At 69.9% G+C, this 16,762-nt stretch carries 12 protein-coding genes; 7 read left to right on the top strand and 5 right to left on the bottom strand.

What is annotated here, in order from left to right; translation table 11 throughout:
• Positions 1–174 precede the first annotated feature (174 nt).
• The 5 genes from LWF15_RS28760 to LWF15_RS28740 all read left to right on the top strand — a co-directional run bounded on the left by LWF15_RS28760 (position 175) and on the right by LWF15_RS28740 (position 6,666).
• Positions 175–2,802 (top strand): CHAT domain-containing protein, encoded by a 2,628-nt coding sequence (locus tag LWF15_RS28760; protein ID WP_232814094.1) that lies wholly within the window; start codon positions 175–177, stop codon positions 2,800–2,802.
• Positions 2,780–4,252, top strand: coding sequence for a DUF7379 domain-containing protein (locus LWF15_RS28755; protein ID WP_232814093.1), 1,473 nt, complete (start codon positions 2,780–2,782; stop codon positions 4,250–4,252). The genes LWF15_RS28760 and LWF15_RS28755 overlap by 23 nt, the downstream gene beginning before the upstream one ends.
• A gap of 28 nt (positions 4,253–4,280) precedes the next feature.
• Positions 4,281–4,757: a phosphoribosyltransferase gene (locus LWF15_RS28750; protein ID WP_232814092.1), complete on the top strand. Its 477-nt coding sequence runs from the start codon at positions 4,281–4,283 to the stop codon at positions 4,755–4,757.
• 111 nt (positions 4,758–4,868) lie between these two features.
• Positions 4,869–5,894: a class I SAM-dependent methyltransferase gene (locus tag LWF15_RS28745; protein WP_232814091.1), complete on the top strand. Its 1,026-nt coding sequence runs from the start codon at positions 4,869–4,871 to the stop codon at positions 5,892–5,894.
• A gap of 115 nt (positions 5,895–6,009) precedes the next feature.
• Entirely contained in the window at positions 6,010–6,666 is a 657-nt protein-coding gene (locus tag LWF15_RS28740) for a hypothetical protein (protein WP_232814090.1), read from the top strand.
• 72 nt (positions 6,667–6,738) lie between these two features.
• Here the strand turns inward: LWF15_RS28740 and argG are convergent, their stop codons facing one another.
• The 3 genes from argG to LWF15_RS28725 form a co-directional block, all read right to left on the bottom strand.
• Positions 6,739–8,154 carry an argininosuccinate synthase gene (gene argG, locus LWF15_RS28735; protein WP_232814089.1) on the bottom strand — a complete coding sequence of 472 codons (1,416 nt, stop codon included), beginning with the start codon at positions 8,152–8,154 and terminating at the stop codon, positions 6,739–6,741.
• A 93-nt stretch (positions 8,155–8,247) separates the two neighbouring features.
• Positions 8,248–9,489: a matrixin family metalloprotease gene (locus tag LWF15_RS37900; RefSeq protein ID WP_232814088.1), complete on the bottom strand. Its 1,242-nt coding sequence runs from the start codon at positions 9,487–9,489 to the stop codon at positions 8,248–8,250.
• A gap of 196 nt (positions 9,490–9,685) precedes the next feature.
• Positions 9,686–10,540, bottom strand: a complete 855-nt coding sequence (locus tag LWF15_RS28725; RefSeq protein WP_232814087.1) for an NAD-dependent protein deacetylase — start codon at positions 10,538–10,540, stop codon at positions 9,686–9,688.
• A 34-nt stretch (positions 10,541–10,574) separates the two neighbouring features.
• Between LWF15_RS28725 and LWF15_RS28720 the strand changes: the two genes are divergently transcribed.
• Positions 10,575–11,399 carry a PHP domain-containing protein gene (locus tag LWF15_RS28720; protein ID WP_232814096.1) on the top strand — a complete coding sequence of 275 codons (825 nt, stop codon included), beginning with the start codon at positions 10,575–10,577 and terminating at the stop codon, positions 11,397–11,399.
• A 71-nt stretch (positions 11,400–11,470) separates the two neighbouring features.
• Here the strand turns inward: LWF15_RS28720 and LWF15_RS28715 are convergent, their stop codons facing one another.
• Complete coding sequence (locus tag LWF15_RS28715) at positions 11,471–12,658, bottom strand: RtcB family protein (protein ID WP_232814086.1); 1,188 nt, start codon at positions 12,656–12,658, stop codon at positions 11,471–11,473.
• A gap of 196 nt (positions 12,659–12,854) precedes the next feature.
• Between LWF15_RS28715 and LWF15_RS28710 the strand changes: the two genes are divergently transcribed.
• Positions 12,855–14,414: an amino acid permease gene (locus tag LWF15_RS28710; RefSeq protein WP_232814085.1), complete on the top strand. Its 1,560-nt coding sequence runs from the start codon at positions 12,855–12,857 to the stop codon at positions 14,412–14,414.
• Here the strand turns inward: LWF15_RS28710 and LWF15_RS28705 are convergent.
• Complete coding sequence (locus LWF15_RS28705) at positions 14,408–16,663, bottom strand: putative bifunctional diguanylate cyclase/phosphodiesterase (RefSeq protein WP_232814084.1); 2,256 nt, start codon at positions 16,661–16,663, stop codon at positions 14,408–14,410. The genes LWF15_RS28710 and LWF15_RS28705 overlap by 7 nt on opposite strands.
• Positions 16,664–16,762 lie beyond the last annotated feature (99 nt).

Genomic DNA, 16,762 nt, shown 5'->3' with positions numbered 1-16,762 from the left:
CCACCAACCCGCCCTCACCAACCCGCTCCGGCGGACCCCGAGGGCCAACCCCACCCCCCACGCGTGCCCGGTCCCCGGCGTGGCCCACCTGCCCCAGACCACCGGGCGAACCCGTTTGCGTGGTTTCGGGCGGTTGTGATCAGCTGAGCCGGAGCGGGTGGGGGGAGAGCGTTGATGCTGAGCCGGGCCGAGGCCGAGGAACTGCTCCACACTGCCGCCAGGGCGAACAGTGAGACCCGGCTGCTTCTGCTGCTCCGCCTGATCGGGGAGCTGCCGCCGAACCTGTGGGCGGAGTTCGGGCGTCCGGCGTTGCGGGTGGCCCAGGTTCCGCCGGGTACTGCCCGGCGGCGCGAGTTCATCGAGCTGATCGCCCGCATGCCGGTGCTGCGGAAATACACGGTGCTCTTTGAGTTGGCCCGCGACGCAACGGATCCGGACGACTCGACGGTGATGCGGGTGCTGCTGACCAGCCTGCGGCGGGACGGGTTCCCGCCGCCGGTGCAGCTGTTCCGGGTGCGTCGGGCGGGGGGCCGGGTGGTGCATCCCGGGGTGGCGATCGACTTCGAGGAGCAGCCGGGCCGACCTGGCCGATCGGGGGCGCCGGGGTACGAGCGCATCGACGTGGAGCCACCCCCGGTCAGGGACGGACTGGCGCGGCGTGAGCTGTCCGACGAGCTGAGCCTGTCGGATCTTGAGCAGCTCGGCATGCTCCCGGAGGTCGACACGCCACCCGAGGCGGGGCCGCCGGACGAGGTCATCCTTGATCAGAGGCCGGTCGAGCGCTCGGTGCCGCAACAACCGGAACGGGAACCGGAGCCGGAGCCGGAGCCGGAGCCGGAGCCGGCCCCGGTCGTGCATCCAAGGCTCGACGCTCCCGAGCGGGCTGCCCCGGGCGTCCCCTTCACCGTGGTGGCGGGGTTGCGCCCGGATCGGGATCCGGTGCTGGTCGGCCCGGCGCGGGTGCGCCTGCCCCAGCGGCCGGAGGCGGTCGAGCTGCAGGTAGCGTTCCAGTTCGACCCCGAGGCGTTCATCCTGCTCCCGGGGCAGTTGGGGGTGCACACGCTGCATCGCACTCCGCAGGATCCGTGGCCGTCCGTCGAGGTCACCTTCGTCGGCCTGGCCCGCCCGGGTCTCGCCGCGGAGCGCCGGATCGACGTGAGCTTCGTGCGCGAGGGCACCCTGATCGGCTTCGCCTCCCGTGCGGTGGTGATCGCCCCCGACGGGCCAGCGCTCAGCGTTGTCCGGGAAGAGGCAGCCCGTCCGTCGACAGTCTCGGACGAGTCCGGGCCCGCGCCGTTCCAGCCCCGGTACTCCAGACCGCAGACACGACCGGAAACCGGGCACCGACGTCCTGTGCAACCACCGTGGGCCCCCGACAACCTGGCCGTCGTACCCGAACTGGACCACCCCGTCCTTAAAGACTCTGAAGTTGACCGCTGGGGCGCCCTGCACCTGGGGCCGCTGCTCGACTCCGACCGCCCCGACCTGCTCATCGTGATCCGGCGCAGCGACGAAGTGTCCGGCACACGGCTCGTTTTCACCGCCTTCAGCCGTCACCAGCACGTCACCGACCAGTGGGAACCGCGCAGCGAGACGATCGTGGGCGAGTCCGGCGTGGGCACCACCCCGCACGAGCTGGGCGCGCAGGCCCGGGCCAAGGTGGCGGTCACCGCGAACCAGCTCGATCTGTACGTCTGGCTGCTCGGGCTGGGGCATCGCATCTACCGGTCGATCCCGGCGCCGGTCCGCGCGGCGCTGCGGGCCACGGTGGCCACCGGAACGGCCGAACGCCCGGCCACCGTGCTGGTGCTGAGCGACGAGCCGTACGTGCCGTGGGAGCTGGCGGCGCGGCCGGAGGGCTGGCTCGGTGGCGAAGGCGGGGAGGCGCCGGGTGGTGAGTCCGTTTTCCTGGGAGCCCAGGTCGCGATCAGCCGCTGGCTGCTGACCGACGAACCGCCGCCGTCCCCTCGTCCACCATCGGTGCTCCAAATTCGTTCCTCGGCGGTCGTGACCGCCCGCTACGAGGCGGTTCTCGGCGCGGGCCCGCTCCCGCACGCCGAGCTCGAGGCGGCCCGGCTGATCGCCGCGCTGCAGCCGGAGGTGGTGGCGGTGCGCCCGCTGTTCACCGACGTGCTCGACCTGGTCGGCGGCCGGCCCTCGGTCGACCTCATGCACTTCGCCCTGCACGGCCGGTTCGACCCGCTGGGTGTGCACGGCGGGTTGCTGCTGCCCCCGGAGTCGGGCCTGCCGGGGTCGCCGGACCTGTTGCACGAGAACCATATCCGCGGTCGTCGGCTCACCTCCACGCCGTTCGTCTACCTCAATGCCTGCCAGATCGGCGCGGGCGACGGGCGGGTGCTGGGCGACTACGGGGGCATGGCGGCGGCGTTTCTCGAGGCCGGGGCGGGAGCGGTGGTGGCGCCGTTGTGGAACATCGCCGACCACACCGCGGCCGGGATGGCCGAGGAGTTCTACCGGCGTTGCCTTTCGGTGGTGTTCGGCGATCCGGAAGAAGAGCCAGGGCAAACAATGGACGGGTCAGAGCTCGCCGCCCAGGGGCTGCCGGCGGCCCCGCAACTGACCGTGGGCCAGGAGCTCGCCGCGGGTCAGCGGCTGCCGGTGGCCGAGTTGCTGCGCCGGATCCGGGCCCGGTACACCGAGCGGGCAGTGCGGCTTGAGGCGCCGGGGGTCGACGCCACGCTTGTCTCTTTCCAGTTGTTCGGGCATCCCCGGCTGCAGCTGGCCGGAGTCGTCACCACCAGCACCAGAAAGGGCAGCGATGGCACAGGCGCTCAGTCCTGACGGCACTCCGGTCACCGTCGAGGGGGTCACCCTGAGCACGCCGGGCCTGACCGGCGAGGTGGAGGTTCTGCCGGCCGGTGCTCCCGGGCTGCGGATGCGTGAGGGGGCGGCCGACGCGTTCGTGGCGGCGATCGCCTCGGCCGGGTTCATGGAGCAGCTCACCATCGAGATCAGCCGGCCCGCCGAGGTGGCCTCGGTGGCCGGGCTGCGCGGTGGGGGAGGGCCGGAGATCACTGTCTCGGTGCCCGACCCGGGGCGCTACTTCGCCCAGGTGCTGCTCTACACCGCCGAAGACGGCACCCAGTCGTGGCACCTGCCCCGGGAACCGCAGGGCGAGCCGGGCCGTACGGTGCGGGCCACCACCTCGCTCACCTACACGATCCCCCGGGCGGTGCAGCCGGCCGAGGCCGGGGGCGGCCCGGTGCACCGCGGCCTGATCTGGGCGGTGGGCCGGAAACTGCTCAAGGTACTGGCCTTTCCGCTGCTCGAACGGGGCACCGCGGTGGTGGCCGAACGGCTGGCCACGCGCTGGGAGGCCGAGCACCGGCCGTACCTGCTGCGCACCTTCGGCCCCGACGACTACACCCACACCGAGGGGCGCGGCCTGGACGCCGAAGACTGGGCCCGGTTCGCCCAGGGCCCGGCCCTGCTCTTCCTGCACGGCACCTTCAGCCGCTCCGACCTGGCCTTCCGCGATCTGCCCCCGCACCGGTTCGAGGAGCTCTACGAGCTGTACCAGGGCCGGGTGTTCGCCTTCGACCACCCCACCCTGTCGGCCGATCCGGCCGCGAATGCGCACGAACTGGTGGCCCGCATCCCGGCCGACCGCAAGCTGCAGCTCGACGTGATCGCGCACAGCCGGGGCGGTCTGGTCGGGCGGGAACTCGCCCAGCACGTTCAGGGGCCCAGTGTGCGGCGCCTGGTCATGGTGGGTACCCCCAACGCCGGCACCGTCCTGGCCGACTCCAAGCACTGGGGCGCCCTGATCGACCGGATGACCAACCTGCTGCAGTTCGTGCCGGACAACCCGGTGACCGACACCCTCGACGCCGTGCTCACCGTGCTCAAGCACCTGGCCCTGGGGGCTGTTCGAGGGCTGGACGGGCTCGCGGCGATGGATCCGGCGGGTGCCTACCTGCGCGAACGTCTCAACCGGCCGCTTCCCCCGGACGCCGGTGCGCCGGAGGTGCTCTACGCGATCACCTCCGACTACGACCCGCCGGCCAATTCCCCACTCGCCCGGGTCAGCCGCAACGGCCTGACCGATCTGGTGTTCGGACGAGACGGCAACGATCTGGTGGTGCCCACCCACGGGGTGTACCGGCTCGACGGCGTACCCGGTTTCCCGGTGCCCGATCCGCTGCTGCTGCAGTCGCACGCGGGAGTGGACCACACCACATACTTCACCGACCCGGCGGTGGGCGAGAGGCTGACGGCCTGGCTGCGGTGAACGGTCGGGGGAGCACTACATTGTCCGGATGAGTAGCCCTGATCGCGAGATCCTCACCTGGGACCTGTTCGGCGAGGCGAGCCGGGAGGTGGCCCAGAGCATCGCGGACAGCGGGTTCCGGCCCGACATGGTGATCGCCGTGGCCCGTGGCGGACTGCTCCCGGCCGGGTCGATCTCGTACGCCCTGGGGGTCAAGGCGGCCGGCACGCTCAACGTCGAGTTCTACAGCGACGTGGAGGAGACCCTGCCCGACCCGGTGCTGCTCGAGCCGCTGCTCGACACCGCCGCCATCGTGGGCAAGCGCCTGCTCGTGGTCGACGACGTGGCCGACTCCGGCCGCACCCTCGACCTGGTGCTCGAGCTGTTGCGCAACCACCACCCCGACGAGGTGCGCTCGGCCGTGCTCTACACCAAGCCGCGCACCATCGTGCAGCCCGACTACTTCTGGCGGGAGACCGACCTGTGGATCAACTTCCCGTGGTCGAGCCGGCCGCCGGTGGCCTGAACCAGCCTGAACCAATCTGGAACAAGCCTCGAACAAGTCCGGATCGGGTCTTCGGAGGATGCCCGCTCGCGCCGCCGAGACCAGAGCGTGATCATCTGATTGCATAAGGTCATGGCGCAGCGATGGGCACACCACACCACGGCCCGGGCGATCCGGCCCGTCCTGACCGTGCTCGACCGGCGGATCGAGCGGCTGGTGCGCAACCGGGCCCGGCAGGTGCTGAGCGAGAGCACCGAGGTGCTGGACCTGCGCACCGAGGTGCTGCAGCTGCGCACCGAGCTGGAGCGGATGCGTAGCCAGGTGCGCACCCCCGGCTACGCAGTCGACCTCCTGCTCGGCGCCCAGGGCCGCCGCAGCACCCGGCTGATCAGTGAGGAGAAGCTGCGCGACCTGGCTGCGCAGGTGGCCAAGGCGTCGAAGGCGCCGGACGCCTACGGACGCGTGGTGCAGGCCTACCGCACCCTCTTCGAGCTCGAGCTGCGCGGCGTGGACCGGCTGGCCGGTGCAGCCCCGAACATCCTGGGCAAGCTCGCCACCACCCCGCTGCTGAACCCGCCGAACGGCGAGATCCTGGAGATCGGAACCCATTTCGGGCTCTTCTCGGGCGGCATGGCCCGGCAGGTCAGCCGGATCGGCCTGCAGTACCAGCTGACCATCATCGATCCGCTGGCCGACGTGGAGCCCGGGGGCAACCCGGTCACCGAGACGGTGGTGCGCGAGAACCTCTCCCTGGCCGGCGTCAGCCCCAACCGCATGCGCCTGGTCAAGGGCTTCTCCGAGGACCCGAAGATCCAGGCCCAGGTGAGCGACCGCAAGTACGGCGTGATCGTGATCGACGGCGACCACTCGGCCCGCGGGGTGGCCAACGACCTGCGCTTCGCCGAAAAGGTCGCCGCGCCGGGTGCAGTCGTGGTCCTGGACGACTACGGCGACCGGAACTGGCCCGGCGTGCAGGAGGCCACCGACTCGCACCTGACCGGCGGAACCCGCTTCGAACTGGTCGGAGTGGTGGCCACGGCGGCGTTCCTGCGGGCCCAGCCCCTCGCCCCCTCCGGCCGTAAACCGTCGGCCATCACCCTCCCGGCCGCCCGCTCGGCCGATCTCACCGAGCCGGAGCGGCCGAAACAGAAGCGCTGAAACCGCGTTCTGACCCTATTTCCATCAAAGGACGTCGGTGGGCACCCAGGTGCCCACCGACGTCCTTTAGTTTGGGGTTCGCAGTGCAGGCCACAGACCACGGAAGGTTGCCCGAGTGTCGTCCGAGAACCCGATCTGGGGAACCCCCGGTAACGGCGAGAAGTCCGGCCATCAGGAAGAGGCGCCACTCCCTTACCGGAGCAGCGAGTCCGGCGTGGGGAAGAGACGCCGCCGCAAGAGCTGGGTCCCCTTGGCCGCGGTGCTGGGCGTGGTGAGCGTGGGCTGGGCGGTCATGCAGAACCAGGACGGTTCGTCGTCCGGCTACGACCCGATCTCCCCGCAGGACAGCGGCATGTGCCAGTTGCTCACGCCGGCCGAGGTCGACTCGGTGCTCGGCGGGAGCGCCGCCTACGACGACCGGATCTACGACGGCGACAGCTGCCAGTACCTCTCGATGCAGACCGACCTGGGCTACAACCTGGATCTCCGGCTGGACCGCAGGGAACTGGACGCCGATCTGGGGGACTACTACCGCCAGTCGGTCGAGGACGACATCACCTCCACCGAGGCGGTCGAGATCGAGGACGTGGGGGAGATCGCCGCGCTCGACCGGCCCGACCACAGAATGGTTTTCATCAGCGACGGTGTGCAGTACGAGCTCACCCTCGACAACAACGACTACGACGACAAGCTGCCCTCCAGCGAGGAGCAGGAGCAGGCCTCGGCCGAGCTGGCCCGGATCATCCTGGGCAACGTGGCCGAGCGCGAATAGCCGAAAAGCAACTGCCGACAACCAAGGACGCCGGTGGGCACCGAACGTGACCACCGGCGTCCTCGGTTCGGATCAGTCGGTGCCGGCTTCCATCGCCGCCTGGTCGAGCAGCACGTCCTCGCCGGCCTCGACCTCGCTGTTGCGGCTGATCCGGTCGGCGCCGCCCGGCTCCAGTTCGCCCACGATCCGGGCCTGGCCCTCGAGCTGGCCCAGACCGGCGAACAGCTCGAGCTTCTGCCGGGAGTCGGCGATGTCGAGGTTGCGCATGGTGAGCTGGCCGATCCGGTCGACCGGGCCGAAGGCCGCGTCCTCGGTGCGCTCCATCGAGAGCCGGTCGGGGTGGTAGCTCAGGTTCGGGCCGACCGTGTTGACGATCGTCCAGTCGTCGCCGCGGCGCAGCCGCACCGTGACCTCGCCGGTGACCGCGCGGGCCACCCACTGGGTCAGGCTGCTCTGCAGCATCAGCGACTGCGGGTCCAGCCAGCGGCCTTCGTACAGCAGCCGGCCGAGGCGACGGCCCATGGTGTGGTACGAGTCGACCGTGTCCTCGTTGTGGATCGCGTTGACCAGGCGCTCGTAGGTGATGAAGAGCAGGGCCATGCCCGGCGCCTCGTAGATCCCGCGGCTCTTGGCCTCGATGATCCGGTTCTCGATCTGGTCGGACATCCCGAGCCCGTGACGGCCACCGATCTGGTTCGCCTTCATCACCAGATCGACCGCGGAGCCGAACTTCTCACCGTTGATCGCGACCGGGCGGCCGTTCTCGAACTGGACCGTGACGTCCTCGGTCTCGATCGCGACCGACGGGTCCCAGTGCTTGACGCCCATGATCGGCTCGACGATCTCGAGCGACTCGTCGAGGTGCTCGAGGGTCTTGGCCTCGTGGGTGGCGCCCCAGATGTTGGCGTCGGTCGAGTACGCCTTCTCCTTGCTGGCCCGGTAGGGCAGGTCGTGCTCGGTGAGCCACTGCGACATCTCGGCGCGGCCGCCCAGCTCGTTCACGAACGCCGCGTCCAGCCAGGGCTTGTAGATCCGCAGCGCCGGGTTGGCCAGCAGGCCGTAGCGGTAGAACCGCTCGATGTCGTTGCCCTTGTAGGTCGAGCCGTCGCCCCAGATCGAGACGCCGTCCTCCTGCATGGCCTGGACCAGCAGGGTGCCGGTGACCACGCGGCCCAGCGGGGTGGTGTTGAAGTAGGCCTTGCCGCCGGAGCGGATGTGGAAGGCGCCGCACGACAGGGCGACCAGGCCGGCCTCGACCAGGGCCTCCCGGCAGTCGATCAGCCGGCCGATCTCGGCGCCGTACTGCTTGGCGCGTCCGGGCAGCGACTCCATGTCGTCCTCGTCGTACTGACCGAGGTCGGCGCTGTAGGCGCAGGGCACGGCGCCGTGGTGGCGCATCCACGCCACGGCGACGGAGGTGTCGAGACCACCGGAGAAGGCGATGCCGACTCGGTCACCGACGGGGAGAGCTGTCAATACCTTGGACACGGAAGACAAAGATAGGGCATGTCCCCGGGCGGTTTACCTCCCGGAGACATGCCCTACGCTGCGCCTGAGATTTTGCGGCGGTTCAGCCCCTGATCAGCAGGATTTCGCGTTGTACAGGGTGTTCAGCCCGGCGATCTCGGCCTTGGTCAGGCCGGTCGGCGAACCGACGCTGGAGATCGGGTACATCAGCGCGCTCTTGGCGGTGACGTGACCCAGGCCGAGGGAGTGGACGACCTCGTGCACGACCAGCGCGCCCCGCCCGGGCACCCCGTTGTAGCGGCCGTAGCCGGGCTGGCCGACCCAGCGGGAGGCGGTGTTGAACCAGACCGTGCCCTTGTTGGCGACCACGCCGTCGACCGAGGAGGAGCCGCCCAGGCCGTCCGCGTCGGTCTCACCCTTAGGGAAGTGCTTGGTGCCGGCCCAGCTGAGGGTGATCGTGCCCTTCTTCTTGACCTTCTTGAACTTGATCCCGGTGGCCTTGTTGATCTGCTTGAAGCCGGCCGAGATGTCGTCGATCATGCCCTCGGCCCGGTCCGGCTCGTTCTTCGCGCTGTACGACCAGGTGATGGTCTTGCAGCGGGCGAACGGCCAGTTCATCGGCGCCCAGCCGGTGGTGACACCGGTGGCGAACCTGACCGTCTTGCCGCCGGACTTGATCGAGACCGTGTAGTTGCCCGGGGCGGCCTTGCCCGGCTTCCAGGTGAAGGTGGCCTTCTTGGCCTTCTTCGAGCCCAGGTTCTTGACCAGCTTGGAGCCCTTGTACAGCTTGGCGCTGATCCCGGACTTCGAGGAGGAGAGCGACAGCGAGAGCGTACGGTCGGCCTTCTTCTCCGAGACCGGGGCGATCCAGCGGTTGCCCTTGTTCACGTGCACCGGCTGGTTGATCGTCTTGTAACCGATGCCGTAGACCGGGTAGCGGTTGCTGCTGGAGCAGCCGACCGCGTAGACCGTGATCTTGGTCTTGCCCGCCTTCAGGTCCTTCAGCGTGACCGGGAGCGTGAACGGCTTCTTCATGTCCTGCCGCGGGACGCTCTGCTCGATGATCCCGCAGACCCGGCTGTCGCCGCTGACGCTCACCTTGTAGCTGGCGTCCTTCGTCAGGGTCGACGGGCCGGAGACCGAGACCCGGGCGGCCGCCGCCCGGTAGTCGCCGCTCGCGTCGGCCTCGGCGCCCTCGACCGGGCTGAACACCCCGTTCGGGGTGACCGTGCCGATGACGCCCGGGTCACGGGTGACCGGCGTCTTCTCGGCGGCCCCGGCCGGAGCCAGGAAACCGGCCGCGACCGGGAGGACCAGGAGACCGCCGATGCTCAGGGCACGAACGGTTCTGGTCACGATGCGTGAACTTCTCATGTCAGCGACGGGGCTCGGCAACTGCGGCTCTCGCTCTCTTCAGCGGCGGCGACGGATGCAATCACATGCTGCGAGACCGTCGATCTGCGGCTACGGGTGGGGAGTCTGTGCACCGGCTGTCCACCAGTCGGCCGAGGTCAACCTACCCGCTCGAGGGAGCACAAAGTGCCCGTTCGGGCTAGTTGATCATGCACTTTGCGGTCACTGCGTGATGCAGGGCGGGCACGAGCCGGCCCAGAGGGGCATCAATCCGGACGTCGCAGTACGTATCGCCACGGGTTTCACCCTGGTTCACGATCGCCACCGGGGTCCCGTTCTTGCGCGCCTGAAGCACGAACCTGAAGCCGGACATCACTTTCAGTGACGAACCCAGGACGAGCAGAGCCTTCGCCCCGTCCAGCAGTGCGAAGCACTCCGCCACTCGCGGCCGGGGCACCGTCTCGCCGAAGAACACCACGTCCGGCTTCAGCGGCCCGCCTCCGCACACCTCGCACGCGACCATCACGAAACCGTCCAGCTCGTCCTCGGCCAGGTCGACGTCGCCGTCCGGGTTGATCTGCTGGGCCCGGGCGGTGAAGTCCGGGTTGGCTGCGGTGAGGGTCTGGTCCAGGGCTGCCCGGGAGATGACGGCCCCGCACTCCAGGCAGACGACGCGGTCGAGCCCGCCGTGCAGTTCGATCACCCCGCTCGCCCCGGCCGCCTGGTGCAGCCCGTCCACGTTCTGCGTGATCACGCCCTGGAGCACGCCCTGTTCCTGCAGTCGGGCCACTGCCTCGTGGGCGGCGTTCGGCCTGGCCAGGGCGACCTGACGCCAGCCCAGATAGCTGCGGGCCCAGTAGCGGTGCCGGGCCTGCGGATCTTTCATGAATGTCTGATACGTCATAGGAGTGTGCCGGCGCAGCGCCCCGGAGGGCCCGCGGTAGTCCGGAATGCCCGAGTCGGTGGAGATTCCGGCGCCGCTGAGGACCAGCACCCGGCCTTCGGCGAGCAGATCGACAAGCTTCTCGAACGCCGGGGTTACGAGGGTGTTCACCCGTTCATTCTCCGCCGATGAGAGAATCGTGGCGATGCTTCCCCCCGACAACCACGTGCACTCCCAGTTCAGCTGGGACACCCGCAGCAACGGCTCGATGGATCTGACCTGCGCCCGGGCCGTCGAGATCGGCCTGCCCGCGATCGCGTTCACCGAGCACCTCGACTTCACCGCCTGGGGTCACGAGGACCTGCCGCCCGGTGAGACCACCATCGCCTTCCGCGACCGGGTGCAGCCGCTCGACGTCGAGGCCTACCAGGCCGAGCTCGAGCGCTGCCGCGACAAGTACCCCGACCTGCGCATCCTCTCCGGCATCGAGACCGGCGAGCCGCACCTGTTCCCCGGCAGCGTGGCCGCGGTGCTGCGCTCGGGGGCGTTCGAGCGGGTCCTGGGCTCGCTGCACTCGGTCGTGCACGAGGGCCGCATGCTCTCCCCGGAGCGGGTCTTCGGGCTGAACGCGATGCCCACCGAAGACCTGATGCGCCGCTACTTCGAGGGCCTGCTCGACCTGATCAAGGGCTCGGACGTGTTCCAGGTGCTGGCGCACTGCGACTTCCCCCGCCGCTACTGGCCGCAGAGCGCGAACGCCTACGACGAGAAGCTGTTCGAGGAGGAGTACCGCACGGTCTTCCGCGTGCTCGCCACCTCCGGCCGCGCCCTCGAGATCAACACCCGCAGCCCGCTGTGGTCGGCCGAGCTGATGCGCTGGTGGTACGAGGAGGGCGGCGAGGCGGTCTCGTTCGGCAGCGACGCGCACGTGCCCTACCGGGTGGGAGCGCAGTTCGAGCTGGCCGTCGACGTGGTGGAGAGTGCCGGATTCCGGCCCGGGCGCGACCGTTTCGACTTCTGGCGGCGCTGAGACAACAACAAATGGTGGACGTTTGTGCGCTCGGTGCGCACAAACGTCCACCATTTTGTTGTCTGCAGTTGTCAGTCGCCCTTGACGTTCAGGAGCTGGTGCAGCGTGTGCTTCACCTCGACCAGGTCCTCGGCGTCGGCCATGACGCGGTCGATGTCCTTGTAGGCGCCCGGGATCTCGTCGACGAAGGCGTCCGTGTCGCGGTACTCGATGCCCTTCATCGCCGCCCGCAGATCCTCCACCGTGAACTTCTTGCGTGCCGCGGTGCGGGAGTACTCCCGGCCCGCGCCGTGCGGTGAGGAGTTGAGCGAGAGCTTGTTGCCCTTGCCCACGACCACGTAGCTGGCGGTGCCCATCGAGCCCGGGATCAGGCCCGGCCGGCCCGCGTCGGCCTGGATCGCGCCCTTCCGGCTCACCCACAGGTTCTTGCCGAAGTGGTTCTCCTGCTGGGTGAAGTTGTGGTGGCAGTTGATGGATTCGAGGTCCTGCACCGGCTCACCCATGAAGTCGGCGACGCACAGCATCAGGCGGTGCATCATCTCCTCCCGGTTGGCCAGGGCGAAGTCCTGGGCCCAGCGCATCTGGTTGATGTAGGCCCAGAACTCGTCGGTGTCCTGCACGAGGTAGGCCAGGTCGAGGTCGGGCAGGTTGATGTGCCACTTGTCGATCAGGGCCCGGGCCACCTTGATGTGCTTCTGGGCGATCAGGTTGCCCACGCCCCGCGAGCCGGAGTGCAGGAACAGCCAGACCGTGCCGGTCTCGTCGGCCGTCACCTCGATGAAGTGGTTGCCCGAGCCCAGGCTGCCGAGCTGCCGCTTCCACTTGCCGGTGTAGGAGGCCGGGTCGAAGCCCGCCTTGTCGGCCTTGGCCTCGAGCACGTCGAGCCGGGCGGCGACCACGCTCTCGGTCGTCCGCTCGTCGCTGTTGTAGCCGCCGGCCGACAGCGGGACGGCCTGCTCGATCGCCACCCGCAGCGCGCTCAGGTCGCCCTTGGCCCGCACCTCGGCCTCGGTCCACTGGGTGCGCACCGCGATCATGCCGCACCCGATGTCCACCCCGACCGCGGCCGGGATGATCGCCCGGTCGGTCGGGATGACCGAGCCGACGGTCGCCCCCCGGCCCAGGTGGGCGTCCGGCATCAGGGCCAGATGCGGGAAGACGAAGGGCATCTCGGCGGTGCGGGCGGCTTGCTCGCGCGTCTTCTCCTCGAGGATGCTCGCCCAGTTGTACAGCTTCTTCCCCAGACGTTCGACCGTCACCGTCCACCTCCTGTTCGTCCTCACCCCACTCGGTTCCGGGAGCAAGTGCGGTGATGAGCATGTCGCGCGGGTTGCCGGGAGGTCCACCCATTTACACCGTTCGGCGCTTCATCCGGATGTGATCCACCGTGCCGGTGCCGGAAACGCTTCAGAGTGATGGTTTGCGCCCTGTGCTCTTCGACCTTGAAGGGGAACCATGTCCGACGGCACGATCAGCGACGACGAATCGGTCCTCGCCGGGCTCGGCTACAAGCAGGAGCTGCACCGCTCCTGGTCGGCCTTCTCGAACTTCGCCATCTCGTTCTCCATCATCTCGATCCTGGCCGGCTGCTTCACCACCTTCGGGCAGGCCTGGAACAACGGCGGCCCGATCGCGATCTCGCTGGGCTGGCCGGTGATCTCGGCGTTCATCCTGATCATCGGGCTGTGCCTGGCCGAGCTGGTCTCCGCCTACCCGACCTCGGGCGGGATCTACTGGTGGGCGGCCCGGCTCGGCGGGGCGAAGGCCGGGTACTACACCGGCTGGCTCAACCTGGTCGGGCTGGTGGCGATCCTGGCCTCGGTGGCCTACGGGGCCGCGATCTACCTGAACACCTTCATCGACCTGTTCTCCGACGGCTACGCCACCGGCTTCCTCGGCGGGAACTACCTGTACCAGCAGTTCTTCTGGTTCGTGCTGCTGCTCGGGCTGATCACCGCGGTGAACATCTTCAGCTCGCACCTGCTGGCGGTGATCAACAACGTCTCGGTCTGGTGGCACGTGTTCGGTGCGCTGATCGTGGTCGGCGTGCTGGTCTTCGGGCCGGACTCGCACCAGAGCCTGTCGTTCGTGTTCACCGAGCGGATCAACAACTCCGGCATCGGTGGCGACGGCGACGGCACCTTCTGGTTCTACGTGCTGCCTCTGGGTTTTCTGCTGACCCAGTACACGATCACCGGGTACGACGCCTCCGCGCACCTCTCGGAGGAGACCCAGGGGGCGGCGAACGCGGCGGCCAAGGGGATCTGGCAGTCGATCCTGTACTCCGCGATCGGGGGCTGGATCCTGCTGCTGGCCTTCCTTTTCGCGGCGACCGAGACCGACTTCATCAACTCCTTCGATCCCGAGGTGAACCCCTACGGCGGGGGCAGCGTGCTGGCGGTGCTGTCGAGCGCGCTGTCGCCGGCATTGTTCAAGCTCGTCGTCTTCATCAGCATGAGCGGCCAGATCTACTGCTCCACCGCCTGTATGACGTCCACCTCGCGGATGCTGTTCGCGTTCAGCCGCGACCGGGCGGTGCCTGGTTCCGGGCTGTGGGCCTCGGTGGACGCCAAGGGTGTACCCCGCAATGCTGTGTTCGCCGCTGCGGCAGCAGCTCTGGTGCTGACACTGCCCGCCCTGTACGAAAGCCCTTCCGGAGCGCCGACCGCGTTCTATGCAGTGGTCTCGATCGGCGTCATCGGGCTGTACCTGGCCTTCGCCATCCCGATCTACCTGCGGTGGCGGGCCGGGGACGCCTGGCAGCCCGGGCCGTGGACGCTCGGCTCCCGGTACCGCTGGCTGTGTGTGCTCGCGGTGGTCGAGATCGCCATCACCTCAGTGTATTTCGTGCTGCCGTTCTCACCGGCCGGGTGGCCGCTGAACGACGACTTCACCTGGACGGCGGTGAACTACGCGCCGATCGTGCTGGCCCTGCTGATGGGGGCGCTGTTCGTGGGGTGGCACGCCTCGGTCAAGCACTGGTTCACCGGGCCGCGCAGCAACATCGATCAGTGAGCTGACAGACGCGGCAGATCGAGTTCGGGCAGCGGGACCGGCTCACCGTAGAGCGAGCCCTGGGCGAGGTGGACGCCCAGGGCGGTGAGCCGGTCGGCCTGCTCCTGGTGCTCGACCCCGGCCGCGATCAGGGTGAGGTCGAGGCCCGGGGTCATCGCCACCGCGCCGGCCAGCACGGCCTCCGGCCGGCTGCCCGGCTCGGCGGTGGTGAGCGACTCGTCGAGGGTGAGGGTGTCGATCGGGAGCCGGGTCAGGAAGCCGAGGTCTCCCGGGCCGGCGCCGAACGACTCCAGGCCGACCCGCACGCCGAGCGCCCGCACCTGCTGCAGCACCCGGTCGGCGGCGGTCAGGTCGGGGGCCGGGCCGTCCTCGGTGATCTGCAGCAGCAGGGCCTCACCGGGCAGTTCGTGCCGCCGCAGGATGCGCTCGACCACGGCGGCCAGCCGCTCGTCGGCCAGGTGCAGGGTGGCCAGCGGGACCTGGGCGGTGAGTGCGTTCTGGCCGGGGGCCCTACGTAGCCGGGCGATGTCGGAACAGACCGAGTCGAGCAACCGCTCTTCCAGGGCCCGGCGCAGGCCCGCCTGCTCGGCCGCGGCGAGCAGGGCGTCGGGCGGCATCACCCCGTGCACCGGGTGCTGCCAGCGCACGTCCATGGCGAGCGCGGCGAGGTGCCCGGAGCGCAGGCCGCGCACCGGGCGGTAGAGCACGTCGATGTGATCGAACGACAGGGTGGTGAGTTGCTCGGCCTGCTGCCGTTTCTCGTCCTGGGGGAGCGCGTCGAGGACCAGAGCGGCGGACTGCTGACGGCCGGGGCCCGGTTCGGTGGTGTTCTCGCCGGCCTGTTCCTGAGCCTTCTTCTGCGCGCGGAGGTCGGCCGCGCGGCTGAACGGGATGACCTCGGCCTCGGCCCGCGTGCCGGCCCGGACCTCGGCCTCGATCTCCAGCGCCTCACGGGCGCGGCGCTCGGCGGCGGCCCGCTCGGCGGCCTTGCGTTCCGACTCCTGCTCGAGGGCCTGGAACTCGGCCAGGGTGCGTTCCACCGAGCGCTGGGCGGCCGCGGCCAGCCGGGCCTTCTCCTCGGCCTTCTTCTCCTCTTCGGTGGCCGGCCGGCGCACCGGCTCGGGCCGGGCCTGGCCCGAGCCGCGGTACTGGGCCGCCGGGGTGCTCAGGCCGGCCGGTTCCGCCACCGGGGTGGGGGTGGGCCGGGGCACCGGGCCGGTGGGGGGATCGGTGACCGGGGCGGCGGCCGGGTCGACCAGAGGCAGGTAGCGGTCCTTCTCCTCGGGGCTGCCGTGGCTGAAGGTGACGATCTGGTTCTTGCCGCGCCGCTTGGCCGCGTACATCGCCTGGTCGACCCCGGCCAGCAGGCTCTCCGGCGAGGCGTCGGGATCGACCCGGTCGAGCACCGCCACGCCCACGCTGGCCCCCACCCGCACCCGCGTCTGACGCCCGCGGTGCATCAGCTGGAACGGCCTGCCGACGGCGCCGAGGATCTCCTGCCCGATCACGTCGGGCGAGGAGGCCGCATCCTCCATCAGGATCGCGAACTCGTCGCCGCCGAGCCGGGCCACCGTGTCGGTGGGCCGCACGCAGGCCTTCAGCCGGCCGGCCACCGCGCGCAGCACGTCGTCGCCGGCGTTGTGGCCGAACCGGTCGTTCACCGCCTTGAAGTCGTCCAGGTCGCAGAAGATCAGGCCGAGCGGACGCCCGCCGCGGATCGCCCGGCGCAGCCGCTGGTCGAACAGGGCCCGGTTGGCCAGGCCGGTGAGCGAGTCGTGGTAGGCCTGGGTGCGCAGCCGGTCCTGGCTCTCCTGCAGTTCGCGCAGCAGCCGCACGTTGTCCAGCCCGGTGAACGACTGGCGCAGGATGACCAGCAGGAGCAGCCCCAGCGAGACCGCGGTCTGGGCCGGGCCCAGCTCGACCCCGGCCAGCAGGTGCCAGGAGACCACCAGGGCCGAGGCGATCAGGGGCAGCCAGAGCAGGGCCGGGGGCACCGCGCCCGGGGGTGTGACGGCGCGGGGGAGCAGGACCGGACGGGCCTGCGCGCCGAGCCGGGCCAGCACCACCACCAGGCCGATCAGCAGCAGGGCGGTGAGGGCGATGACCAGCACGCCGGCCGCCGAGTCGCGGCTGCCCGGGCTGGTGCTCCAGAGCAGGACGAAGAAGGACCCGGCCACGGCCAGCGCGTCCAGGACGTAGACGGCGGCGGCGACCCGGCTCGACACGGCACCGCCCGGGGTCAAGCCCACGCCGCCTCCCTCACCCCTGCACACTGAGCCCGCCGGTTACACCGCGTGCAACCTCCAACACAGCATAAGGAGTTAATGCCACCAAATCGCCCGGTCTGC

This window comes from Kineosporia rhizophila, from assembly GCF_021277265.1.
Classification (GTDB): Bacteria; Actinomycetota; Actinomycetes; order Actinomycetales; family Kineosporiaceae; genus Kineosporia; species Kineosporia rhizophila.
This window is presented reverse-complemented; position numbering and strand designations above follow the sequence as displayed.

What these genes read in the sequence shown, in the direction of transcription:
- LWF15_RS28760 (WP_232814094.1), top strand. Translation starts at nt 175, where the DNA reads ATGCTGAGCCGGGCCGAGGCCGAGGAACTGCTCCACACTGCCGCCAGG.
- LWF15_RS28755 (WP_232814093.1), top strand. Translation starts at nt 2,780, where the DNA reads ATGGCACAGGCGCTCAGTCCTGACGGCACTCCGGTCACCGTCGAGGGG.
- LWF15_RS28750 (WP_232814092.1), top strand. Translation starts at nt 4,281, where the DNA reads ATGAGTAGCCCTGATCGCGAGATCCTCACCTGGGACCTGTTCGGCGAG.
- LWF15_RS28745 (WP_232814091.1), top strand. Translation starts at nt 4,869, where the DNA reads ATGGCGCAGCGATGGGCACACCACACCACGGCCCGGGCGATCCGGCCC.
- LWF15_RS28720 (WP_232814096.1), top strand. Translation starts at nt 10,575, where the DNA reads ATGCTTCCCCCCGACAACCACGTGCACTCCCAGTTCAGCTGGGACACC.
- LWF15_RS28710 (WP_232814085.1), top strand. Translation starts at nt 12,855, where the DNA reads ATGTCCGACGGCACGATCAGCGACGACGAATCGGTCCTCGCCGGGCTC.